Source organism: Amycolatopsis sp. TNS106, assembly GCF_019330265.1.
GTDB lineage: Bacteria > Actinomycetota > Actinomycetes > Mycobacteriales > Pseudonocardiaceae > Amycolatopsis > Amycolatopsis lurida.
On record NZ_CP024972.1, the window covers coordinates 4,038,984 to 4,061,368 of the forward strand.

21 protein-coding genes are annotated in these 22,385 nt (G+C 69.8%); 3 read left to right on the top strand and 18 right to left on the bottom strand.

Annotated elements, in window-relative coordinates; translation table 11 throughout:
• The first annotated feature begins 9 nt into the window (after positions 1-9).
• A complete protein-coding gene (locus tag CVV72_RS18075; protein ID WP_219153474.1) occupies positions 10-672 on the top strand; it encodes a GNAT family N-acetyltransferase in 663 nt (220 codons plus the stop codon).
• Here the strand turns inward: CVV72_RS18075 and CVV72_RS18080 are convergent, their stop codons facing one another.
• The 12 genes from CVV72_RS18080 to CVV72_RS18135 all read right to left on the bottom strand — a co-directional run bounded on the left by CVV72_RS18080 (position 673) and on the right by CVV72_RS18135 (position 12,926).
• On the bottom strand, positions 673-1,122 hold the full coding sequence (locus tag CVV72_RS18080; RefSeq protein WP_219153475.1) for a tetratricopeptide repeat protein: 450 nt from the start codon (positions 1,120-1,122) through the stop codon (positions 673-675).
• Positions 1,119-1,865 carry a 4-hydroxy-tetrahydrodipicolinate reductase gene (gene dapB, locus CVV72_RS18085; protein ID WP_219153476.1) on the bottom strand — a complete coding sequence of 249 codons (747 nt, stop codon included), beginning with the start codon at positions 1,863-1,865 and terminating at the stop codon, positions 1,119-1,121. Before dapB ends, CVV72_RS18080 begins: the two co-directional genes overlap by 4 nt.
• Positions 1,862-3,226 carry a pitrilysin family protein gene (locus CVV72_RS18090; protein WP_219153477.1) on the bottom strand — a complete coding sequence of 455 codons (1,365 nt, stop codon included), beginning with the start codon at positions 3,224-3,226 and terminating at the stop codon, positions 1,862-1,864. Before CVV72_RS18090 ends, dapB begins: the two co-directional genes overlap by 4 nt.
• A gap of 94 nt (positions 3,227-3,320) precedes the next feature.
• Positions 3,321-5,585, bottom strand: coding sequence for a polyribonucleotide nucleotidyltransferase (locus CVV72_RS18095; protein ID WP_219153478.1), 2,265 nt, complete (start codon positions 5,583-5,585; stop codon positions 3,321-3,323).
• A 246-nt stretch (positions 5,586-5,831) separates the two neighbouring features.
• Positions 5,832-6,101 carry a 30S ribosomal protein S15 gene (gene rpsO / locus CVV72_RS18100; protein ID WP_003084034.1) on the bottom strand — a complete coding sequence of 90 codons (270 nt, stop codon included), beginning with the start codon at positions 6,099-6,101 and terminating at the stop codon, positions 5,832-5,834.
• 128 nt (positions 6,102-6,229) lie between these two features.
• Positions 6,230-6,739, bottom strand: a complete 510-nt coding sequence (gene thpR, locus CVV72_RS18105; protein WP_219153479.1) for an RNA 2',3'-cyclic phosphodiesterase — start codon at positions 6,737-6,739, stop codon at positions 6,230-6,232.
• A 107-nt stretch (positions 6,740-6,846) separates the two neighbouring features.
• Positions 6,847-7,329 (bottom strand): helix-turn-helix transcriptional regulator, encoded by a 483-nt coding sequence (locus tag CVV72_RS18110; RefSeq protein WP_125675891.1) that lies wholly within the window; start codon positions 7,327-7,329, stop codon positions 6,847-6,849.
• A 116-nt stretch (positions 7,330-7,445) separates the two neighbouring features.
• A complete protein-coding gene (locus tag CVV72_RS18115) occupies positions 7,446-8,408 on the bottom strand; it encodes a bifunctional riboflavin kinase/FAD synthetase (RefSeq protein WP_219153480.1) in 963 nt (320 codons plus the stop codon).
• A 39-nt stretch (positions 8,409-8,447) separates the two neighbouring features.
• Complete coding sequence (gene truB, locus CVV72_RS18120; RefSeq protein ID WP_091597407.1) at positions 8,448-9,371, bottom strand: tRNA pseudouridine(55) synthase TruB; 924 nt, start codon at positions 9,369-9,371, stop codon at positions 8,448-8,450.
• 29 nt (positions 9,372-9,400) lie between these two features.
• Positions 9,401-10,711 (bottom strand): nitrate/nitrite transporter, encoded by a 1,311-nt coding sequence (locus tag CVV72_RS18125; protein WP_219153481.1) that lies wholly within the window; start codon positions 10,709-10,711, stop codon positions 9,401-9,403.
• 141 nt (positions 10,712-10,852) lie between these two features.
• Positions 10,853-12,175, bottom strand: a complete 1,323-nt coding sequence (locus tag CVV72_RS18130; RefSeq protein ID WP_219153482.1) for an MATE family efflux transporter — start codon at positions 12,173-12,175, stop codon at positions 10,853-10,855.
• 37 nt (positions 12,176-12,212) lie between these two features.
• On the bottom strand, positions 12,213-12,926 hold the full coding sequence (locus CVV72_RS18135) for a GntR family transcriptional regulator (protein WP_219153483.1): 714 nt from the start codon (positions 12,924-12,926) through the stop codon (positions 12,213-12,215).
• Positions 12,927-13,032: 106 nt separating this feature from the next.
• Between CVV72_RS18135 and CVV72_RS18140 the strand changes: the two genes are divergently transcribed.
• Positions 13,033-14,208 (top strand): FAD-binding oxidoreductase, encoded by a 1,176-nt coding sequence (locus CVV72_RS18140; protein ID WP_219153484.1) that lies wholly within the window; start codon positions 13,033-13,035, stop codon positions 14,206-14,208.
• Here the strand turns inward: CVV72_RS18140 and CVV72_RS18145 are convergent.
• Together CVV72_RS18145 and CVV72_RS18150 are read right to left on the bottom strand one after the other, a co-directional pair.
• Positions 14,187-15,350 (bottom strand): preprotein translocase subunit SecY, encoded by a 1,164-nt coding sequence (locus tag CVV72_RS18145; protein WP_219153485.1) that lies wholly within the window; start codon positions 15,348-15,350, stop codon positions 14,187-14,189. The genes CVV72_RS18140 and CVV72_RS18145 overlap by 22 nt on opposite strands.
• A 44-nt stretch (positions 15,351-15,394) precedes the next feature.
• Positions 15,395-16,393, bottom strand: a complete 999-nt coding sequence (locus tag CVV72_RS18150; protein WP_219154007.1) for a bifunctional oligoribonuclease/PAP phosphatase NrnA — start codon at positions 16,391-16,393, stop codon at positions 15,395-15,397.
• Between the two features lie 40 nt (positions 16,394-16,433).
• Between CVV72_RS18150 and CVV72_RS18155 the strand changes: the two genes are divergently transcribed.
• Complete coding sequence (locus tag CVV72_RS18155; protein WP_219153486.1) at positions 16,434-17,477, top strand: TRM11 family methyltransferase; 1,044 nt, start codon at positions 16,434-16,436, stop codon at positions 17,475-17,477.
• Between the two features lie 76 nt (positions 17,478-17,553).
• On the opposite strand, the gene CVV72_RS18160 is transcribed toward CVV72_RS18155, so the two are convergent.
• The 4 genes from CVV72_RS18160 to infB all read right to left on the bottom strand — a co-directional run bounded on the left by CVV72_RS18160 (position 17,554) and on the right by infB (position 22,294).
• A complete protein-coding gene (locus tag CVV72_RS18160) occupies positions 17,554-18,420 on the bottom strand; it encodes an alpha/beta hydrolase family protein (RefSeq protein ID WP_219153487.1) in 867 nt (288 codons plus the stop codon).
• Positions 18,401-18,877 (bottom strand): 30S ribosome-binding factor RbfA, encoded by a 477-nt coding sequence (gene rbfA / locus CVV72_RS18165; RefSeq protein ID WP_034312218.1) that lies wholly within the window; start codon positions 18,875-18,877, stop codon positions 18,401-18,403. Before rbfA ends, CVV72_RS18160 begins: the two co-directional genes overlap by 20 nt.
• A gap of 29 nt (positions 18,878-18,906) precedes the next feature.
• Complete coding sequence (locus CVV72_RS18170; RefSeq protein ID WP_034312220.1) at positions 18,907-19,200, bottom strand: DUF503 domain-containing protein; 294 nt, start codon at positions 19,198-19,200, stop codon at positions 18,907-18,909.
• Between the two features lie 73 nt (positions 19,201-19,273).
• On the bottom strand, positions 19,274-22,294 hold the full coding sequence (gene infB / locus CVV72_RS18175) for a translation initiation factor IF-2 (protein ID WP_219153488.1): 3,021 nt from the start codon (positions 22,292-22,294) through the stop codon (positions 19,274-19,276).
• Between the last annotated feature and the right edge of the window lie 91 nt (positions 22,295-22,385).

A 22,385-nucleotide genomic window follows, 5' to 3' on the forward strand; every position in this document is an offset into this window, starting at 1 on the left:
TTTCCGCCCATGCCGACTCTGAGCGCGTATCCGCCGTTGAACGTGCAGGTGCACACACCCCGGTTGTCCTTGCTGGGAGCGACGGACGAACTCCTGGAGCGGCTGGTCCCGACGGTCCGCAAGGGCGTGGTCACCGAACCTCCGTGGCCCTTCGACGATCCGGCCTCGCTCTACGAAGACAGCCCGCAGCGCGAATGGCGCTGGCTGCGCGGGATCTGGCGGGGCCGGGGTCAAGTGAGCGAGAGCCAGTGGCGGCTGTACTTCGTCGTGGTCGTCGACGGCGAGCCGTTGGGCATGCAGGATCTGATCGGTATCGACTTCGCCACGTTCGGCACGGTCACCTCCTTCTCCTGGCTCGACCCGGATCTGCGAGGCCGCGGGCTCGGCAAGGAGATGCGTCAGGCCGTGCTGCACCTGGCGTTCGAGGGGTTCGGAGCGCGCGAGGCGTCCAGCGACGCCTTCTTCGACAACCAGGCCTCGAACGGTGTCTCGCAGGCCCTGGGTTACGAGCCGAACGGCGTCTCCTGGGACACCCGGCGCGGCGAACCCGCACAGCTCAAGCAATGGCGGCTGCTCCGCGAACAGTGGGCCGAGCGGCGCCGGGACGACATCGAACTCGTCGCCGTGCGCGAATGCCTTCCCGTCTTAGGGATCGAGCCCGCAATCAGGTGACTAATCGCGGGAAGCGGCTTCGAGTTCGACGGCGCGGCGCATCGTCGCGCGGGCTCGTTTCCGGTCCCCGGCGATCTCGTACGCGTAGGCCAGCCGGTACCAGACGCGCCAGTTCTCCTGGTCCGCCTCGACCTCGGCGCGGCGTTCGTCGAACCAGGCGTCGGCGGCGTCGCGATCCACCCGGCCCGAAGGCCGCCGGGGCAGATCGGAGACGTCGGGCAGGCCGTCTTCCTCGTCCAGCCGCCGCGAAAGCCGCTGGATCTGGACACCGGAACGCCAGGTGGTCACGATGATCCAGACGCCGAGCAACGGCAGCAGCAGCACGCCGATCCCGAAGATCACCGGCACCGTCTCACCGGTGCGCACCAGCGCGATGCCCCGGCCCGCCAGCAGGACGACGTAGACGGCGAGCGCCGCCGTCATCACCAGCGCGAAGTTGCGGGCCCTCACAGGTCGAGGATGTTCTCGAGACCGACCGTGAGGCCGGGCCGCGTGAGCACCGAACGCACGCCGAGCAGCACCCCCGGCATGAACGACGTGCGGTGCAGGGAATCGTGCCGGATGGTCAGGGTCTCCCCCTCGCCGCCGAACAGGATCTCCTCGTGCGCCACCAGTCCGGGCAGCCGCACCGAGTGCACGCGGACGTCGTCGACGAGCGCGCCGCGGGCACCGTCCACTTCGGACGTCGTCGCGTCTTCGCCCGGCGCGAGACCGGCTTCCGCACGGGCCTCGCCGATCAGCCGCGCGGTGTGCGCGGCGGTACCGGACGGCGCGTCGGCCTTGCGGTTGTGGTGCAGCTCGATGACCTCGGCCGAGTTGTAGAACCGCGCCGCCTGCTGGGCGAATCGCATCGCCAGCACCGCGCCGAGCGCGAAGTTCGGCGCGATCAGCACACCGAGCGACGGGTCGGCCGCGAGCCACGAACGCAGCTTCTCCAGCCGCTCCTCGCTGAACCCGGTGGTGCCGACCACGGCGTGGATCCCGTTGCCGGTCAGGAATTCCAGGTTGTCCATCACCGCGTCGGGATGGGTGAAGTCGACGACGACCTGAGCCTGCTTGAGCGCCGCGAAGTCGTCACCGGCGTCGAGCGCGGCGACGAGTTCCATGTCGTCGGCGCCGTTGACGGCGCCGACCACTTCCTGGCCCATCCGGCCGCGTGCGCCCAGCACACCGACGCGAATTCCAGCGGTCATGATGCGATCACCTCGTGCAGGTCGTCCGGAAGGTCGTCGGCGTGAGCGTACGGCCCGACCACCGCCGCCGCCGACACGCCACCAGGACGGGCGAGCAGAGTGCGAGCGAGCGCACAGACCTCTTCGGTGGTGACGGCGTCGATCCGCGCCACCGTGTCGTCGACGCCGAGATAGCGGCCGTAGTTGAGTTCGTTCTTGCCGATCCGCGACATACGTGACGAGGTGTCCTCGAGGCCGAGCACGAGCCCGCCCCGCAACTGCCCCTTCGCCCGCGCGACCTCGGCTTCGCTCAGCCCGTCCTTGCCGACGAGTTCGAGCACCTCGCGGATCACCCCGGCGACCTCGCCGAGCTTCTCCGGCTGGCAGCCCGCGTACACGGCCATGTGCCCGGTGTCGGCGTAGCTCGCCACGGACGAGTACACCTGGTACGCCAGCCCGCGCTTCTCCCGGACCTCCTGGAACAGGCGCGAACTCATCCCGCCGCCGAGCGCGGCGTTGAGCACCGACTGCGCGAACCGGCGGTCGTCGTGCCGCGACAGCGAACGCAGGCCGAGCATCACGTGCGCCTGCTCGGTGTCGTCGGTGTGCAACGCGAGTTTCGGCGCCATCGCGATCCGCGCCCGTCCGCCACGCGGCGGCACCGGCGTCGCCGTCCCGGTCAGCCGGTTCCGCAAAGCCTTGCGCACCAAGCGAAGCACCTGGGTGTGCTCGATGTTCCCGGCGACCGCGAGCACCATCCGCGGCAGGGTGTAACGGCGCCGGTAGAACCCGCGCAACGCCGAGGCGGACATCTCGACGATGGACTTCTCGCTGCCCAGCACCGGGCGGCCCAGCGCGTGGTTCCCCAGGATGGCGCCGACGAACGTCTCGTGCAGCAGGTCTTCGGGGTCGTCGTCGCGCATCGAGATCTCTTCGAGCACGACACTGCGCTCGGTCTCGACGTCCTTGTCCGCGCACAACGCCTCGAACACGACGTCGGTGACGAGGTCCATCGCCAGCGGCAGATCCTCGTCGAGCACCTGCGCGTAGTAGCAGGTGTGCTCCTTCGCGGTGAACGCGTTGAACTCCCCGCCGACCGCGTCGATCTCCTCGGCGATCTGGGTGGCGTCCCGGTTCGTGGTGCCCTTGAACAGCAGGTGTTCGAGGTAGTGCGCCGCCCCCTCGACCGACGACGGCTCGTCACGCGATCCGACCCCGACCCACAGCCCGACCGTCGCCGACCGGGAGGCGGGAACGTGCTCGGTGATGACCCGGAGGCCACCGGCCAGCACACTGCGCTTGACCACCGCACCGTCCGAAGTGGACTCCAGGGTGCGGGTGCTGCCGACGGGCTGTTCGTGCCCGGGAACCTGACGAGCCAACGGATTCCTTACTCACATGTCAGGAAAGGGTCGTTCGGGACGAAAACCGTCCTGAACGACCCTTCCCTGACGTTTCACATCGGTACAGCCAGGACTACTGGGCGTCGGCCTTCGGGGCCTCGGCCTTGTCGCCTTCGGCGGCCTTGGCGTCCTTCGAGTCCGCCGAGTCTTCTTCCTGGACCACGATCAGGCTGATCTTGCCGCGGTTGTCGATGTCGGCGATCTCGACGCGGAGCTTGTCGCCCACGTTGACCACGTCCTCGACCTTGGCGATCCGCTTGCCGTTGCCCAGCTTCGAGATGTGCACCAGGCCGTCCTTGCCCGGCAGCAGCGAGACGAACGCGCCGAACGCGGCCGTCTTCACCACGGTGCCGAGGAAGCGCTCGCCGACCTTGGGCAGCTGCGGGTTGGCGATGGCGTTGATCTTGTCGATCGCCGCCTCCGCCGACGGGCCGTCGGCCGCGCCCACGTAGATCGTGCCGTCGTCCTCGATGGAGATGTCGGCGCCGGTCTCCTCGGTGATCGAGTTGATCATCTTGCCCTTCGGGCCGATGACCTCGCCAATCTTGTCCACCGGGATCTTCACGCTGGTGACGCGCGGGGCGAACGGGCTCATCTCGTCCGGGCCGTCGATCGCCTCGGCGATCACCTCCAGGATGGTGAGGCGAGCGTCCTTCGCCTGCTTCAGCGCGGCCGCGAGGACCTCCGACGGGATGCCGTCGAGCTTCGTGTCCAGCTGCAGGGCGGTGATGATGTCCTTGGTGCCGGCGACCTTGAAGTCCATGTCGCCCATGGCGTCCTCGGCACCGAGGATGTCGGTCAGCGCGACGTAGCGGGTCTCACCGTCGACCTCGTCGGAGATGAGGCCCATGGCGATGCCGGCGACCGGCGCCTTCAGCGGGACACCCGCGTTCAGCAGCGCCATGGTCGAGGCGCAGACCGAGCCCATCGAGGTGGAGCCGTTGGAGCCCAGCGCCTCGGAGACCTGGCGGATCGCGTACGGGAACTCGTCCCGCTTCGGCAGGACCGGGACCAGGGCGCGCTCGGCGAGCATGCCGTGGCCGATCTCGCGCCGCTTCGGCGAACCGACGCGGCCGGTCTCGCCGGTGGAGAACGGCGGGAAGTTGTAGTGGTGCAGGTACCGCTTCGTGGTCTCCGGGGAGAGCGAGTCGATCTGCTGCTCCATGCGGAGCATGTTCAGCGTGGTGACGCCCAGGATCTGGGTCTCACCGCGCTCGAACAGCGCGGAACCGTGCGCCCGCGGGATCACGGCGACCTCGGCGGCGAGCGAGCGGATGTCGGTCAGCCCGCGGCCGTCCATGCGGATCTTGTCCGTGAGGACACGCTTGCGCATGATCTTCTTCGACAGGGCCTTGAACGCCGCGCCGATCTCCTTCTCGCGGCCCTGGAAGGCTTCGCCCTCGCCCAGGCCGACCTTCTCCAGCACCGCGGCCTTGACCTGGTCGGTCGCGTTGTCACGGTCCTGCTTGCCCGCGATGGTCAGGGCGTTCGCGAGGTCGTCGGTCGCGATGGCGGCGACGGCGTCGAAGGCGTCCTGCTCGTAGGCCAGGAAGACCGGGAACTCACCGGTCGGCTTGGCGGCCAGCTCGGCCAGCTGCTGCTGGGCCTCGCACAGCACCTTGATGAACGGCTTCGAGGCTTCGAGGCCCTCGGCGACGGCGATCTCGTCCGGCGCCTTGCCGCCGCCGGCGATCAGGTCGAGGGTCTTCTCGGTGCCCTCGGCCTCGACCATCATGATGGCGACGTCGTCACCCACGATGCGACCGGCGACCACCATGTTGAAGGTGGCGTCCTCGAGCTGCTTCCAGGTCGGGAACGCGACCCACTGGCCCTCGATCAGCGCGACGCGGACGCCGCCGACCGGGCCCGAGAACGGCAGGCCGGCGATCTGGGTCGAGGCCGAGGCCGCGTTGATCGCGAGCACGTCGTACGGGTCGTCCGGGTTGAGGCTCTGGACGGTGATGACGACCTGGATCTCGTTGCGGAGACCGTCGGCGAACGACGGGCGCAGCGGCCGGTCGATCAGGCGGCAGGTCAGGATCGCGTCGGTCGACGGGCGGCCCTCGCGACGGAAGAACGCGCCGGGGATGCGTCCGGCGGCGTACATCCGCTCCTCGACGTCCACGGTCAGCGGGAAGAAGTCGAAGTGGTCCTTCGGGTGCTTCGACGCGGTGGTCGCCGACAGCAGCATGGTCTCTTCGTCGAGGTACGCGACGACGGAGCCGGCGGCCTGACGGGCCAGGCGGCCGGTCTCGAAGCGAACGGTGCGAGTGCCGAAACGGCCGTTGTCGATCACGGCTTCGGTTTCGTGCACGGTGACTCCGGTGGAGTCGGTCATAGGGTGTATCTCCTCTTTTGATCCTCTGTAACGGCGCGAGTCTCCCACCCTGGGACCTGTTTCGCCTGCGGACGCTCGAGGAGTGAGGCCGGTCTTCGATCGAAGCCCCCGGGCCGTTGCCCGGGAACCACTACCGAGGACCGGCGGACGGTTCCTCGTGCGCGCTCGCGCCCTGCTCTTTGAATAAGTCGAGCTTCTTAGACCGAGGGGGAGCGACCGATATGGTCACTCCCCCTCGGGTTCAAGCTATCGGCGGAGGCCGAGACGCTGGATCAGCGCACGGTAACGCTCGATGTCCACCTTCATCACGTAGTTCAGCAGCCGGCGGCGGCGGCCGACCAGCAGCAGAAGCCCGCGACGGGAGTGGTGGTCGTGCTTGTGAGCCTTGAGGTGCTCGGTGAGGCCGACGATGCGCTTGGTCAGCAGCGCGACCTGGGCCTCGGGGGATCCGGTGTCCGAGTCGTGCACGCCGTACTCGGCAAGGATCGACTTCTTCTCTTCGGTGGACAAAGCCACAGTGGTGCTCCTAGATATCTGTGCCGTGCGGCCCGGACGATGTCTTCACGCCGGGTGAGACGGTCACGGCCGCCACGGACTGCAGCCGGACCCGATCGTCAAGGCTACCAGCCTCGTGATCAGCGGCTTCAGGCGCGGGCGTGGTCCAACGCGTACGACCGGATCACCCGGTAGCGCGACGGCCCTTGCTCACGGTCACTGCTCATCAGAACGGCCTCGGTCGCCGTCCAAGTCTCACTGGTGAACCCGGCCAGCCGCTCCTCCCACGCGCTCGCGGCCTGGGGCCGGTCGCGGGGGAAGCGGGCCAGTGTCAGGTGGGCCACGTACGGCCTGCCTTCGCTCTCCGCGCCGGCCTTCACGGCCAGCTCGTGGAGCCCGGTTCCGGACACACTCAACCACAGCACCCCGGGGAATGTCGCGGCCTTTTCCAGCCGGAGGCCGATCGGGCCCGCGCCGTCCAGCCGCCCGGCGAGCCACTCGCCTCGTTCCGCCGGGTCGTCCTGGCCGTAGAAACCGAGGGTGATATGCCAATCCTCCCGCGGTGACCAGCGGAAATCGCCTTGTTCGGGCGTGCCGAGCGCGGCGGCGACCTGGTCGAGGACCTCGTCCGGCGGGATCAAAGCGCTGAAGATCGTCATGGGCACGAAACTCGCGTGATCAGAGCCGTAACTCGCGTGTTTGGCGGCGTAACTCGTGAGTTACGCCGCCAAACACGTGAGTTACGCCGCCAGGCACGCGAGTCACGTCAAGAACCGTTCCTCGCGGCGCGGCGCAGCAGGTCCGCCAGGGACGGGAAGTCTTCGTCGAGCAGCTTCGCGGCTTCGGTGAGGTCTTCGTCCTCGCCGATGTCCCGCAGTGCCACGAGCACACCCTGGTCGTCGGCGACGGCACCGACCGGGATGCTGTCCCTGCCCACCGTCGGCCGCGAATCGCGCACGTCTTCGAGGGCCTCCTGCATGGCCTTGCGGTCTCCCGCGGCGACCGCCGGGACCAGCACCTTGCGCTCCAGCATGATCATCTTGGCGAGGACGACCGGGTTCCCGATCTTCGCGCGGCGGCCGCTCATCACCTGGCTGAGCATGGGCGCGCTGATGCCGAGGACCTCGGCGAGGAAGGCCTGGGAGATGTCGAAGGCGACGACCAGTCTCCGCACGCGATCGCCGAGCGGCTCCCCGTACCACTCTTTCTGCAGCGCGATGTTCCGCTGGACGATCTTGTGGTCCTCCACCTTGGTCCGCTCCCCTTAACCCCATCGAACGCCATGCGCGGTCCGTGACATCTTGCCACCGGAACGCACGTGAGCGGGTGTGTTTGTCGATTGTCATCCGGCGAGGCCGGAACCGGTCAGGCCTGCCCGCCGAGCAGTTCCCTGGTGCGGGCGACGTCCTCGTCGATCTGCGCCACCAGCCCCTCCGAAGTCGGGAACCGGACCTGATCCCGCAGCTTGGTGACGAAATCGAGCGCGACGTGCTGCCCGTAGAAATCCTCGTCGATGTCGAGGACGAAGGCCTCGACGGTGCGTTCCCGCCCCGAGAAGGTCGGATTGGTGCCGACGGACACAGCGGCGCGCAGCCGTCGGCCGGAATCCGACGAACGGGTGAACCAGGCGCTGTAGACCCCGTCGGCGGGCACCGCCGCGAACCGCGGCGTCGACAGGTTCGCCGTCGGGTACCCGAGATCGTGGCCCCGGCCGTCGCCCCGGACGACGATGCCCTCCAGCCGGTGCGGCCTGCCGAGCGCTTCGGACGCGGCGACGACGTCTCCGGCGTCGATGCACGAGCGGACGTAGGTCGAGGAGAAGGTGATGTCGTTGTCCGCCTGCTCCTGGGCGAGCAGCCCCTGCAGTTCCGCGCCCTGTGCCACGAACCCGAACCGCTTCCCCAGCGTGCGGAGGAGTTCGACGTCACCGGCCGCCTTGGCGCCGAAGGTGAAGTTCTCCCCCACGATCACCGCGGCCGCGTGCAGCTTGTCCACCAGTACCTCGTGCACGAACTCGTGCGCCGTCAGCCGCGACAGTTCGAGCGTGAACGGCAGTACGCAGAAGACGTCCGCGCCCAGGCCTTCGACCAGTTCCGCCTTGCGGCGCAACGTGGTCAGCTGCGCCGGATGACTGCCCGGCCGGATCACCTCCGACGGATGCGGATCGAAGGTCAGCACCACACTCGGCACGCCACGTTCGGCGGCGGCGCGGACCGTCCTCGAAATCAGCTCCTGATGACCCCGGTGCACGCCGTCGAAGACGCCGATCGTCACCACACACCGTCCCCAGCTCCCGGGGAGGTCACCCAAACCACGCCAACGCTGCACTTCTAGCCCCGTCTCCTCAGGCCCGCTCCGAGCACCACCCTAGGCGGGCAGCAACACGACCACCGACCGGGCCAGTTCGCCTTCGTCCGCGGCGAGCGCGAGCACCCGGCCGTCCGGCCCGAACATCCCGTACGTGCCTTCGATCCCGGCCGCGGGCACCCGCTGTCCATATCGGACCGCCTGGGCCATGCGGACGTCCAGATCGCGGCGCGGGAACGCGGCGGCGACGGCGGCGTCGAGGTCCAGCGACAGCTCCGGCTTGTCCTCGAGCTGGTCGAGGGTGCGCGCCTTGGCGAGGGTGAACGGCCCGACCGTGGTGCGCCGCAACGCGAGCAGATGCCCGCCGGCGCCGAGCCCGGCGCCGAGATCGCGGGCCAGCGCCCGGACGTAGGTCCCCGACGAACATTCGACGACGGCGTCGAGTTCGATCCGGCCCGCCTCGCGGCGGGTGGCGAGCAGATCGAAGCGGTGCACGGTGACCGGCCGCGGCGGGATGACGACCTCTTCGCCGGCGCGGACCCGGGCGTACGCGCGCTTGCCGTCGATCTTGACCGCGCTGACCGCGCTCGGCACCTGCTGGATGTCACCGGTCAGCGCGGCGATCCCGGCGGCGATCGCTTCGTCGGTGATCTTCTCGACGACTTCCGGGGCGGCTTCGGCGATCGGCTCGCCCTCGGCGTCGTCGGTCGTGGTGGACAGTCCCAAGGAGAGGGTCGCGAGGTAGGTCTTGCGGTCCAGAGCCAAGTGGCCCAGGAGTTTCGTCGCGCGTTCGATGCCGAGCACGAGGACGCCCGTGGCCATCGGGTCGAGGGTGCCGGCGTGCCCGACCTTGCGGGTGCCCATGAAGCGCCGCGCCCTGGCGACGACGTCGTGGGAGGTCATCCCCGACGGCTTGTCGACGATGACGAGACCGGGCGGCGGGGCGGGACGTTTCTTGGCTTGAGCCTGATTGGGGCGCGACACGGGCCGAACCCTATCTTTCGGGGCTTCGCCTAGGACGAGACGGGCAGCGGTGCTTCGGCGTCCCAGCGGCGGCGCCGGATCTGCACCGGGATCTCCTCGCCGCGGGCCTCGGCTTCGAACAGCACGGCACGGGTGCGCCGCCACCACACGAGCATCCGGAAGGTGCCGAACGCGAGCACCGCGATCACGGACAGCAGTGCCAGGCGGAACGTGCCGCCCGTCCACTCCAGCAGCACGCCGACCGCGAGCGCCGAGATCGTCGTGGCCACGAACCCGCCGACGTTCACCACCCCGGTCGCGGTGCCGACGCGCGAGAGCGGGTTGTAGTCCCGCGCCAGCGCGAAACCGATCATCGACGCCGGCCCGCCGAGGGAGAGGAACGCGAACACGGGGACCAGGACCGCGACGGGGATCGTCCCGCCCCAGCCGAGCAGGACCGCCCACATCACCGCGGCGCCGCCGATGTACCCGCCGACGAGCGGCATCCGCAGCGACGGGCGCCGTCCGATCAGCCCGCCGACCACCGGTCCGCCGATCATCGAGCCGAAGACGAACACGATCAGCAGCGAACTCGCGGTGGACTTCGGATAACCCTGCCCCTGCACGAGGAACGGGACTCCCCACAGCATGGTCAGCACGTTGGGGGCGAACATCGTGCTGAAGTGGACCCAGAATCCCAGCCGGGTCCCCGGGGTGCGCCACGCCTCGGCGACCTGGCGGCCCAGCACCTTCGGATGGACCTTTTCCCGTACGGGCTCCGGCATCCCGCGCGGGGTGTCTTCGACGCGGAGGGCGACGACGGCGGTGTACAGCGCTGTCACCAGCCCGACGGCGAGGAATGTCGAGGTCCAGCCGGGGCCGTCGAGCAGCAGGCCCAGCGGGAGGGTCGCGGCGAGGTTGCCGACGTAACCGATCGCCCCGGTCAGCGCGGCGAGCAGGGCGTACTGGCGCCCGGGGAAATGCGCGGCGATCAGCCGCAGGATGCTGACGAAGGTCAGCGCGTCACCGAAGCCGACGACGGCGCGGGCGAGCAGGCCGAGCGGGTACGAATCGGCGACCGCGAGCAGGATCTGGCCGAGCCCGAGGAAGAACACGGCGCCGGTGAGCACGCGGCGCGGGCCGTAGCGGTCGACGAGGACGCCGGTGGGGATCTGCATCGCGGCGTAGACGCCGACCTGCAGGACGGTGAACGTGCCGAGCGCGGCCGCACCGACGCCGAAGCGGTCGGCGGCCTGGAGCCCGGCGACACCGAACGAGGTGCGGTGGAAGACGGCGAGAAGGTAGACGGTGACGGCGGCGAACCAGATGAACCAGGACCGGCGGGTGGCTCGGCCTGTCACAGTGTTTCCTCCTCGGGCACGGTTTCGGGCGTGAAGACGCCCGCACTGCCGCCTCATATAGTTGTAGCGCGTAAGCAACGACGAAACATAGCCGTTACCCGGGTGCTTTTCGCCACACGCCCGTCTCCCGCGTCCGGAGGACTAAACGCGGACGGCGCCCTCGACGGCCCACCGCCCCGAGCGCCACCGCACCAGCAGGGTCGCCAGCCGGAGCAGCATGAACAGCGAGAGCCCGGTCCAGATCCCGGCCAGCCCCCAGCCGAACGCGAGCGAAAGCCAGATCAGCGGCAGGAACCCCAGCGCCGCGCTCAGCAGGGTCGCGTTGCGCAGGAAGGCGGCGTCGCCCGCGCCGAGCAGGACTCCGTCCAGCGCGAACACCACCCCGGCGATCGGTTGCAGCGCGACGAAGAACCACCACGCGTGCGGGATCTGGCCGAGCACGGCCGCGTCGGAGGTGAACACCCGCGGCAGCACCCCGGCCACCGACGCGAACACGACACCGAGGAAGCAGCCGAAGATCAGCCCGTAGCCGGTGATCTGACGCGACAGCCCGAGAGCCCGTTTGCTCGCCCCGGCACCGAGGGCGGCGCCCACGAGCGACTGCGCGGCGATCGCGAGCGAGTCCAGCACCAGCGCGAGGAAGGTCCACAGCTGCAGCACGACCTGGTGCGCGCCGACGGCCCCGGTGGACGTCCGCGCGGCGACGGCGGCGGCGGAGACGAAACACGCCTGGAAGGCGAGGCTGCGGAGCACCAGGTCCCGGCCGAGGCCGAGCTGGGCGCGCATCACCTTCGGCTCCGGGCGCAGCGGGACCCGCTCCCGCACCAGGGCCGCGATGAACAGCGACGCCGAGATCACCTGCGCGACGACGTTCGCGATCGCCGACCCTTCCAGCCCCCAGTCCGCGCCGTACACCAGCACCGGGCACAGCACGGCGGAGATCCCGTTGCCCGCCAGCACATAGCGCAACGGTTTCGCGGAATCCTGGACGCCGCGCATCCAGCCGTTGCCCGCCATCGTGATCAGGATGAACGGCGTCCCGAACAAAGCGATCCGCAGCCAGGAGACGGCGGCGTCGGTGATCGCGGCGTCGCCGGAAAGGACCCGCGCGATCGGCGCGGCCAGCAGCTGCCCGGCGACGATCACGACCAGCCCGACGATCACCGCCAGCCAGGTCGCCTGCACTCCTTCGCGGACAGCGTCACCACGACGGCCCGCGCCGTGCAGCCGCGCGGTCCGCGACGTGGTGCCGTACGACAGGAACGTCAGCTGGCTCGAAACCTGCGACAGCACGACACCGCCGACGGCGAGCCCGGCCAGCGGCAGCGCGCCGAGGTGGCCGACGACGGCCGTGTCCACCAGGACGTACAGCGGTTCGGCGGCGAGGACGCCGAGTGCGGGCACGGCGAGGCCGAGCACGCGTTTCGGCGGGACGCGCTCGTCGATTTCGGAAGCTTCAGGCACCCCTGGAGACTAAAGGCCCGCGGCCGGCGTGCTCACGTCACAGCGCGGAAGGCGACAGCTCCACGAAGAACTGGGCGGAACCCGGGCGGATCACGGTGTGGACGGCCTCGATCACGGTTCCGTCCTCCGCCCGGGTTTCCCTGCGGCGCCGCAAAGTGGGCACGCCGGCCTCGCTGTCGAGCAGCTCCGCGTCCCCCGCGTCGAGCAGCACCGGATCGAGATAGACCCGGACCGCGCCCAGCGGGATCTTCTTCGCCGCGAAGTACCGCAGGCTGACGAACTCGGCGAGATCCTCGTCGAGCAGGTTCGGCGCGACCGAGAAGAGAATCGCGTGCCGTTCGACGGTGCGCGGCCGCTCCTGGAGGTCGATTTTGACGCGGACCAGCTCGACGACCGCGGAATCCGGGTCCGCGCCGGGGATCTCGACGACCGCGTCGCCTGCCCGCACGATCCGCTGGGACACCACCTCGTGCCTGCCGGGAACGCCTTTCTCGGCCGCTCCCGGTGCGGTGAAGTTGAGCAGGTTGATCTGCTGCCGGAAGTCGGCGACGAACGTTCCGTGCCGTCGCCTTCGCACGACGAGCCCGGCATTGGCCAGCTCGTTGAGGGCGCGCTGCGCGGTGGCCCGGCTGACCCCGTACTGGCTCTGCAGCTCGGCTTCGGTGGGCAACCGCGCGCCGGGCGGGAGATCGCCGCGCTGGATCTTCTCCTCCAGCTCACGCCGGATCTTCAGATGCAGCGGCGTGGCCATGATCAGACCGTACAAAACAGGATTGGACCGGTCAATCGGCGTATTGACCGGTCCAATCCTGTTTTGTACGGTCAATTACTTCTCCCCTTCGATCGAAGGAGCGCGAATGAAGATCATCGTCGTCGGCGCCGGGATCATCGGTGCGAGCGTGGCGCGGGCACTCGCCGTCGCCGGGGCGGACGTAGTGCTGCTGGACCAGCGGGGCCCCGGAAGCGGAACCACCGCCACGACGTTCGCGTGGACCAACGCCAACCGGAAAGCCGATCCCGGCTATCAACGGCTCAACATCGCCGGGATGGAAGAACACGAGAAGCTCGCCGGGGAACTCGCCGGTGCGCCGTCGTACTTCCGGAGCGGCGGCCTGCAGTGCGCCGACGCGGGCACCGAGCCGTCGCTGACCGCGAACGTCGAACTGCTGCGGTCGCGGGGCTACCCGGCCCAGTGGGTCGACCGCGACGAAGCCCGGCGGATCGCCGGTGACGTACTGATTCCCGAAGCCACGACGGCGATCGCGTACTTCCCCAGCGAGGGCTACGTTCTCCCGGAACGCTTCCTCGCCGCCGTCCTGGGTGATGCCCGCCGGCACGGCGCGACGCTGACGATCGGGCAAGTCGTCGCGGTCGGCGAACGGCCTCAGGGCGCGTCGGTCACGCTGGCCGACGGCACCGTGCTCCGCGCCGACCGGATCGTGGTCGCCGCCGGCCGGTGGACCGCCGGACTCGCCGCGCGCAACGGCTTCGACATCCCCATGGTGACCGACGTCCAGCGCGGCTCCGCGATCGTCGGCCTGCTGGGGTTCGTGCGCTCCCCCGCGAGCGGGCTCCGCTGCGTCCTGCACACCCCCGGTCTCAACCTCCGCCCCGCCGCGGAGGGGGCCACCGTGGTGCAAGCGCTCGATCTGAATCCCTTCGTCGACCCCGCGGACAGCGAGGTCGACGGCGACATCGCGGCCGCCATCGCCGCGCGGTTCACGGCGGTGACCGGTCACCCGTCCCCGGACATCGAGTTCCGGGTGGCGATCAGATCCATGCCGGCGGACGGGCACACCATCGCGGGATACCCACCGGGGAGTTCGCGGATCTACTTCCTGGTCACCCACAGCGGAATCACCCTCGCCCCGATCCTGGCCCGGCTGACCGCGGCGGAGATCGTCACCGGTACGGGACAGGACGCCCTCACCCCCTTCCGCGCGTCCCGGTTCGCGGGAGTGCCGCGCAGTGACTCCCCCGCGGTGAAGCCGCCACCAGGTGAGGCGTTCGCTCAGCGAAGGAACGGTTCGTAACGCCGTTGCCCGCGCAGCGATTCGATCTGCCGCGTGGTGTCGAGCGAGACACTGACGAGGAAGACGAGGACCACCTGCAGCGTCACCCCGGAGACGAGCGGCGCCGGGCCGGCGTCCAGCAGGGCCAGACCGGCGGCCGGGATCAGCGCGACCACTCCCGAGCAGAGCGCTCCGAAGGCGAGGATCCGGCGGTTCACGTGGTCGAGGTACTCGGCTGTCCAGTTCCCCGGCCGGATCCCGGGGACGAAACCGCCCGCCCGCACGAGTTCGCCCGCCACCTTGGCCATGTCCTGCGCCGCGGCCGCCCGCATGAAGGCGAAAAGACAGACGAGGACGAAGTAGCCGGCGATCCACCCGGGATCTGCCAGGCCGAGGTAAGGCACCAGTACTGACAGCAGGACCGCGGCGACGACGGCCGGACTGTTCGCTTGGGGGAAGCGCAGGGGAACGTAGGCCGGTGTCCCGCCGAAAGCCCGCCTGCCGATCATCCGTTTGGCGTACTGCACCGGGACACGGCGCTGTCCCTGCGCGATGACGATCGTGAGCACCGTGATCGACAGCGTCACCACGGTCGTCACCGCGATCGCGGCCCAGCCCGCCTTTTCGTACAGGCGCAGGAACTCGGCGGGTAGCACCGCCAAGACCTGCGCGAGCAGCAGGATCCGGACGCCGTCGCCGAAACCGCGGTCGGTGATCACCTCGGTCAGCCGCAGGACCAGGGCGGTTCCCGCGGTCAGGCACGCCACCGTCACGGCTCCGTCCACGGCGTCCTGCCCGCCGAACACGACCACGCCGACGGCTCCCAGTAGACCGAGTAACACGACGAGCCGCCGCTGGTACCGCTTCAGCACCCGCGCGCCGGCTTCACCTTCGGCCCGGAGCGCGGCCAGCCGCGGGATCAGGACGATCAGTCCCCGCAGGATTCGCGGGGCGGCCAGGCAGGGCAGGACACCGAACGCGAACACCGGCAGGGTGGCCAGGCCACCGCCGGTGAGGAGGTCGAGGATCCAGCGCAGCGGGTGATCGGCTTCCGGCGCGCGGGCGGTCACATGAGGGGTGGGCAGGCTCTGGCCCAGCCGGAACAGCACGATCACGCCCAGCGTGACCAGGATCCGGCGGCGGAGGGAGGCTCGCTCGTTCATCGTGGCTCACGTTAGGAACCACCGATGAAATTACGATGACACCGTCACAAAAGCGGCGCCCTCGACAGTGCCTCCCGCAGCTTGCCGAGCACCTCGTCCGCCGTCCCCTCCGCGGTGCATCCGGCGGCCTGGCGATGTCCGCCTCCACCCAGCTCCCCCGCGGCCGCCGAGACGTCGACCCCGCCCGCCGAGCGGAGCGAGACCGTCCATCGCTGCCGAGGCCCCGTCGGTTCGGCTTCCTTGAGCACCACGGCGACACCGGCCTCGCGAGTGGACCGGACGACGTCGATGACCGCTTCGACCTCCTCGGCGCGCACGGACCGCGCCGCGTCAAGGGTCACCACGGCGTGCGCCAGGCCGAAGCCACGCGCCTCGTCCGGTTCGAGCCGGGCACCCGCGAGGACGTCCGACAGCATCGGCAACCACGCGAACGGGTGGTCGTCGACGATCTCTCGGACCACCTTGTCCGGGTCGACACCGGCTTCGAGCAGCTTCGCGGCCATCAGATGGGTCGACGGCCGTGCCCGGCGGAACCCGCTCGTGTCGGTGACGAGCCCCGCGTACAGGCAGCGGGCGATCGGCTCGTCGATCTCGGCGCCGAGCTCGGCCAGCAACGCGAAGACGAGGACGGCGGTGGCTTCGGCGGTGTCGTCGACGACGTGGTGCGTGCCGTAGAAGACGTTGGACGCGTGGTGGTCGATCACCAGGACGTCACCGCCCGCCGCACGGGCGGCGTCCACCCGCGGTGCGAGCTTCCCGAGCCTGCCCGGGGTGGGCGTGTCGAGCGCCACCAGCAGCTGCTCACTCTCCGGCAGCTCGCTCGCCGGGACGAAGAGCCCGCCGACGTCCAGGCTCCGCAGGGTTTCGGGCATCTCCTCGGGCTCGCCGACCGAGACACGGACCTTGACGCCGCCGCGCAGCTGGAGCGCCCGGCCCAGCGCCAGCGCGCTGCCGAGCGCGTCGGCGTCCGGACGGACATGGCCGAGCAGGGTCACGTCGTTCGCGCGCGCCAGCAGGGCGGCGGCTTCCTTCAGGTTCGGCACAGGAGTCGCTGTCACAATCAGTCAAGCTACGCTCTACCGGATGTCCGAGTACGCGATCCTGGTCTACCCGTCCGCCAACCGGGTCTACACCGACTCCACTCCGGCCTTGCTGCGTGCGGAGCTGGCGGTGTTCGGTCTGTCCGCTTTGGAGACCGAGGTCTCCGAGATCGGCGAGACGGAACTCGGCGGCGTCGGCTACCTCACCTTCACCACGCCCGCCCCGCTGAGCGAACGCGATCTCGCGCTCCTGTCGAACCTTTCCGCGCTGTACGCGCTGTTCGAACTCGGCGACGGCGTCCTGAAGCCGGTGACGATCAGCCCGCTCGCGAACTTCGACTCGGATCTGCTCACCATCCAGAAGTACCCGGGCAAGACGAACGAGCTGTTCACCAAACTGCTCGTCAACGTCACCCTGATGTCGACGGCGAACCCGGCGGCGATGCTGGACGAGCCGCTGCATCTGCTCGATCCGCTCTGCGGCCGCGGGACCACGCTGAACCAGGCGATGATGTACGGCTTCGACGCGACCGGCCTCGACGTCGACGGCAAGGACTTCGACTCCTACGAGCTGTTCGTGAAGACCTGGCTGAAGCAGAAGCGGATCAAGCACAGCGCCGAATCCGGTCAGGTCCGCCGCAACAAGGTCCGCCTCGGCAGGCGGCTCGACATCGCCTTCGGGATCACCAAGGAGCGGTACAAGGCGGGTGACGTCCGCAAGCTGAGCTACCTCAACTGCGACACGCTCACCACCGACGAACTGCTGCGGCCGAACTCGGTGGACCTCATCGTCACCGACGCCCCGTACGGCGTGCAGCACGGCAGCCACCGCACCCAGGACGCGTCGCTCGCGCGCAGCCCGCGCGATCTGCTCGCGGCCGCGGTCCCGGTGTGGACGCGGGTGCTGCGGCCCGGCGGCGCGCTCGGCATCTCCTGGAACACCAACGTCGCGCCCCGCGAGGAACTCGCCGCGATCCTGGACAAGGCCGGGCTGGAAGTCCGCGAGGACGGCCCGTTCGCGGAGTTCGCGCACCGGGTGGACCAGGCGATCGTGCGGGACCTGATCGTCGCCGCGAACCCCGCCTGACGCCCTCCCGCGTTTCGTCCTCTGGATGCGGTGGTTGGCATCGCGAACCACCGCATCCAGAGGACGAAACGCGGGGTCAGGCGATGCGTTCCCCCACGAACTTCAGCACGTCCGGCATGATCTCGCGCCAGTAGTCCTCGTTGTGGGCACCGGGGGTCATCTTCGCGACGGCGGGGTTCACCGCCTTGATGAGCTTGCGGTCGGCGCGGGCGAAGGGATCCGAGTTCCCGCACCACACTCCGGTCGCCGCGGCGGAAAGGTCGCCGGTGTGCAGCAGCGGCTCGTGCGCTTCCCATTGCGCGCGATCCGCGAAGACCTTGCGGGACTTGGCATCGGGCCAGCTCACGAACAACGCCGCGCTGGCGACGGCGACGGCCTTGAGGTTCTTGTGGTCGCGGGCGTAGCGCAGGGCGCCGAACCCGCCCATCGAGATCCCGAACATCGCCGACGGCGGCCGCAGCTGGCGTTGGGCGAGCCAGCCGGGAAGTTCGTCGGACAGCATCCGCTGCGGGTCGTCGGCCTTGCCGACGTCCACCCAGTAGTTGTCGCCGTCGACGGCGGCCACCGCGAACCCGGGCCGCCCGGCCGCGACGGCCCGGTTCAGCGCGTCCTGCACGCCGAGATTCAGGAAAGTCCGCGCGTCGGCGCCGCGCCCGTGCAGGGCGACACAGACCGGCATCCCGACCCGGGACACCCCGTCCGGCGCGATGATGACGAGGTTGACGTCGCGGTTCCGCGCCGCGGACCGCATCTTCTGCACCGTGACCGCTTCGGTGAGCGGCGTCGGGGTACTCGGCGGGGCCACCGGCGGTGGCCCCACCAGGGGCGGCTTCTCGGCACCGCAAGCGGAAACCAGCGCCGAGCCGCCGAGAGCCGCGGCTCCCAGCAGCAGGCCACGCCGGCTCACGGCGTGGCCCACTCCCTCAGCTACGGGTCTCCTCATCGGCGAACTCATCGTCTTCGGCCTCTTCCCGCGGCGGCTTGTACGGGTCGGCTTCACCGGCGTGCTGCGCCCCGGTCGCCCGCCTGGCGACCTCCGCGTCGGCTTCCCTTGCCTTCGCGAGGAGGTCTTCGATGCGCTTGGCGTCCTCAGGAATGCTGTCGGCCACGAAGGCCAGCGTCGGAGTGTAGCGAACGCCCGTGCCCTGGCCGACCTTCGTGCGCAGGACACCGCGGGCGGATTCGAGCGCCGCCGCGGCACCGGCGTGGTCGGGCGTGGACTCCAGGTTCTCGCCGAGCACCGTGTAGTAGACCGTGGCGTCGTGCAAATCCGCCGTGATCTTCGTGTCGGTGATCGTCACGTGGTCGAGCCGCGGATCCTTGATGTCGTGCTCGATCGCGTGCGCGACGATCTGTGAGATCCGCTTGGCGAGCTTACGAGCCCGAGCGGGGTCGGCCATGGGATTTCGTCTCCTCGAAAGGTCTTCTGCTAGTCATCCGGGCCGAGCAGCCGGCGGTGGGCGGAGAGCAGGTCGAACTCCGGCCTTCCGGCCACGAGGCGCTCACACGAGTCGAGCACGTCACGAACCTGCTCGCCACTCGCCGCGACCACGGCCACACCGATCAGCGCGCGCCGGTGCAGGTCTTGATGGCCCGCTTCGGCGACGGAGACGTCGAAACGCCTGCGCACCTCGGCCAGCACCGGCTTGATCACGGATCGCTTCTGCTTGAGCGAATGGACGTCGCCCAGCAGGATGTCGAGCTCAAGGGCTCCTACGAACATGTGGGGTTCTGGGTTGGTTCGAAGGTGAAGCGGCGCTCCCCCGCCCAGATGCGGAGGAGCGCCGCTTTGTCACTTACGCACGCGGCTTTTCGCGCTGCTCGTAGGTCTCGATGATGTCGCCGACCTTGAGGTCGCTGTACGACCCCAGGGTCAGACCACACTCGAACCCGTCGCGGACCTCGACCACGTCGTCCTTGAACCGCCGCAGCGAGCTGATCGGCAGGTTCTCGGCGATGACGGTCGCGTCGCGGAGCAGGCGGGCCCGCGCGTTGCGGCGGATCTCGCCCGAGACGACGAGACAACCGGCGATGGTGCCGATCTTCGACGACTTGAAGACGTCGCGGATCTCCGCCTTGCCGAGCTCGACCTCTTCGTACTCCGGCTTGAGCATGCCCTTCAGAGCCTGCTCGATCTCCTCGATCGCCTGGTAGATGACCGTGTAGTACCGGACGTCGACGCCTTCGCGGGTGGCCCGCTCGGTCGCCTTGCCCTGCGCACGGACGTTGAAGCCCAGGACGATCGCGTCGGACGCGGTCGCCAGGTCGATGTCGGACTCGGTGACGCCACCGACACCGCGGTGCACGACGTTGAGTTCGACGTCGTCGCCGACCTCGAGCTGCACCAGCGAGGCTTCGAGCGCCTCGACGGTACCGGAGTTGTCACCCTTGATGATCAGGTTGAGGCTGTTCGTCTCCTTCAAGGCGGAGTCGAGGTCCTCGAGGCTGACCCGCTTGCGGCGCGACGCGTTGAGGGCGTTGCGCGTCCGGGCGGAGCGGCGCTCGGCGATCTGCCGGGCGACGCGGTCCTCGTCGACCACCAGGAAGGTGTCGCCCGCACCCGGCACCGAGGTGAACCCGATGACCTGGACGGGGCGCGACGGGTACGCCTCCGTGACGTCGACGTTGTGCTCGTCGACCATCCGGCGGACGCGGCCGTAGGCGTCACCCGCCACGACCGAGTCACCGACACGCAGCGTGCCTCGCTGGACCAGCACCGTGGCCACCGGACCGCGGCCGCGGTCGAGGTGGGCCTCGATCGCGACACCCTGGGCCTCCATGTCCGGGTTGGCCCGGAGGTCCAGCGCGGCGTCGGCGGTCAGCAGGATCGCCTCGAGCAGGCCGTCGATGTTGATGTTCTGCCGCGCGGAGATCTCGACGAACATCGTGTCGCCGCCGTACTCCTCGGCGACCAGGCCGTACTCGGTCAGCTGCTGCCGGATCTTGTCCGGGTTCGCGCCTTCCTTGTCGATCTTGTTGATCGCGACCACGATCGGCGCCTTGGCGGCCTGCGCGTGGTTGATCGCCTCGACCGTCTGCGGCATCACACCGTCGTCGGCCGCCACCACGATCACCGCGATGTCGGTCGAGTTGGCACCACGGGCACGCATGGCGGTGAACGCCTCGTGACCCGGGGTGTCGATGAAGGTGATCAGACGCGGGTTGCCTTCGAGCTCGGTCTCGATCTGGTAGGCGCCGATGTGCTGGGTGATGCCACCGGCTTCACCTTCGCGCACCTTCGTCTTGCGGATCGTGTCGAGCAGGCGGGTCTTACCGTGGTCGACGTGACCCATGATGGTCACGACCGGCGGACGGACCTGCAGATCCTCTTCCTCACCCGCGTCTTCGCCGTAGGTGATGTCGAAGGTCTCGAGCAGCTCCCGGTCCTCTTCCTCGGGACTGACGACCTGAACGTTGTAGTTCATTTCGCCGCCGAGCAGTTCCAGGATGTCGTCCGACACCGACTGCGTCGCGGTGACCATCTCACCGAGGTGGAACAGCACCTGCACCAGCGAAGCCGGGTTGGCGTCGATCTTCTCGGCGAAGTCGGTCAGCGAGGCACCACGCGGCAGGCGGATCGTCTCGCCCTGCCCCTTGGGCAGACGGACACCACCGACGCTGGGCGCCTGCATGTTGTCCATGTACTCCTGGCGCTTCTGCCGCTTCGACTTGCGGCCCTTGCGCGAGGGGCCACCGGGACGCCCGAAGGCACCCGCGGTACCGCCACGGCCACCGGGGCCACCACGGCCGCCGCCACCACGGAAACCGCCGCCACCGGCCGGGGCACCGCCGCCGCCACCGGGGCCACCGCCACCGGGACGGAAACCGCCGCCACCGCCACCGCCGGGACGGAAACCGCCACCGCCGCCGCCACCACCGGGACCGCCGCGGAAACCTCCGCCGCCGCCACCGGGACCGCCACGAGCGCCGCCGCCGGGGCCACCACGGGCTCCGCCACCGGGACCACCACGGCCGCCACCGGGACCACCGGCCGGACGGGCCGGACGGCCCGGCATCATGCCGGGGTTCGGGCGCGGGGGCATGTTGCCCGGGCTCGGCCGGTTACCACCGGGAGCGCCGCCACCGGGCCGCGGGGCCGGACGGTCGCCGCCCTGCCCGCCACCGGGACGCGGCGGACGGTTGTCGCCGCCCTGCTGGTTGCCGCCACCGGGGCGCGGGCCGGACGGGCGCGGGGCCGGGGAACCGGAACCCACGCCGAACGGGTTGTTGCCGACACGCGGGGTGCGCGGGCCGGGCTTCGGACCGCCGGGCTTGGGGCCCTGCGGCTTCGGCGGCACGACCGAACCCTGCGACGGCGTCTGGGACGCCGGCGGGGTGGCCGGGGCCGCCGGGGTTTCCTTGGGCTCGGCCTGCTTCGGCTCGGCCTTCGCCGCCGGGGCGACCTCTTCCTTGGGCGCCGGCGGCCGGGGGCCGGGGCGCGGACCCGGGCGGACACCCGGGGTGGAAGGACGGGACGGCTGCTGAGCGGGTGCCGGTGCCGACGGAGCGGACGCCGCGGGGGCGGCCGGGGCCTCGGACTTCGCCGCGGGCGCGGGCTGAGCGGGCTTCGCGGCCGGAGCCGGGGCAGCGGGCTTCGCGGGCGGCGCGGGTGAAGGACGCGGGCCGGGGGTCGGAACCGGCTTCTTCTTGCCGTCCTTGGACGGATACGCGTCACGGAGACGACGGGCGACCGGCGCCTCGACGGTGGACGACGCGGACTTCACGAACTCGCCCTGTTCCTTCAACTTGGCGAGAACTTCCTTGCTGGTGATGCCGAGCTCTTTCGCGAGCTCATGTACTCGGGCCTTGCCTGGCACAGCTCTCCTCATCTGGGGAGGCCGGCGGCAGACCCGCAGACCTCGTCCTATTGTCGCGCGTTCATTGATTCAGCTTCACGGCTGACTCATG

What these genes read in the sequence shown, in the direction of transcription:
- CVV72_RS18075 (WP_219153474.1), top strand. Translation starts at nt 10, where the DNA reads ATGCCGACTCTGAGCGCGTATCCGCCGTTGAACGTGCAGGTGCACACA.
- dapB (WP_219153476.1), bottom strand. Translation starts at nt 1,865, where the DNA reads ATGACCGCTGGAATTCGCGTCGGTGTGCTGGGCGCACGCGGCCGGATG.
- CVV72_RS18095 (WP_219153478.1), bottom strand. Translation starts at nt 5,585, where the DNA reads ATGACCGACTCCACCGGAGTCACCGTGCACGAAACCGAAGCCGTGATC.
- thpR (WP_219153479.1), bottom strand. Translation starts at nt 6,739, where the DNA reads ATGACGATCTTCAGCGCTTTGATCCCGCCGGACGAGGTCCTCGACCAG.
- CVV72_RS18135 (WP_219153483.1), bottom strand. Translation starts at nt 12,926, where the DNA reads ATGGCCACGCCGCTGCATCTGAAGATCCGGCGTGAGCTGGAGGAGAAG.
- CVV72_RS18140 (WP_219153484.1), top strand. Translation starts at nt 13,033, where the DNA reads ATGAAGATCATCGTCGTCGGCGCCGGGATCATCGGTGCGAGCGTGGCG.
- CVV72_RS18145 (WP_219153485.1), bottom strand. Translation starts at nt 15,350, where the DNA reads ATGAACGAGCGAGCCTCCCTCCGCCGCCGGATCCTGGTCACGCTGGGC.
- CVV72_RS18155 (WP_219153486.1), top strand. Translation starts at nt 16,434, where the DNA reads ATGTCCGAGTACGCGATCCTGGTCTACCCGTCCGCCAACCGGGTCTAC.
- CVV72_RS18160 (WP_219153487.1), bottom strand. Translation starts at nt 18,420, where the DNA reads ATGAGGAGACCCGTAGCTGAGGGAGTGGGCCACGCCGTGAGCCGGCGT.
- rbfA (WP_034312218.1), bottom strand. Translation starts at nt 18,877, where the DNA reads ATGGCCGACCCCGCTCGGGCTCGTAAGCTCGCCAAGCGGATCTCACAG.
- CVV72_RS18170 (WP_034312220.1), bottom strand. Translation starts at nt 19,200, where the DNA reads ATGTTCGTAGGAGCCCTTGAGCTCGACATCCTGCTGGGCGACGTCCAT.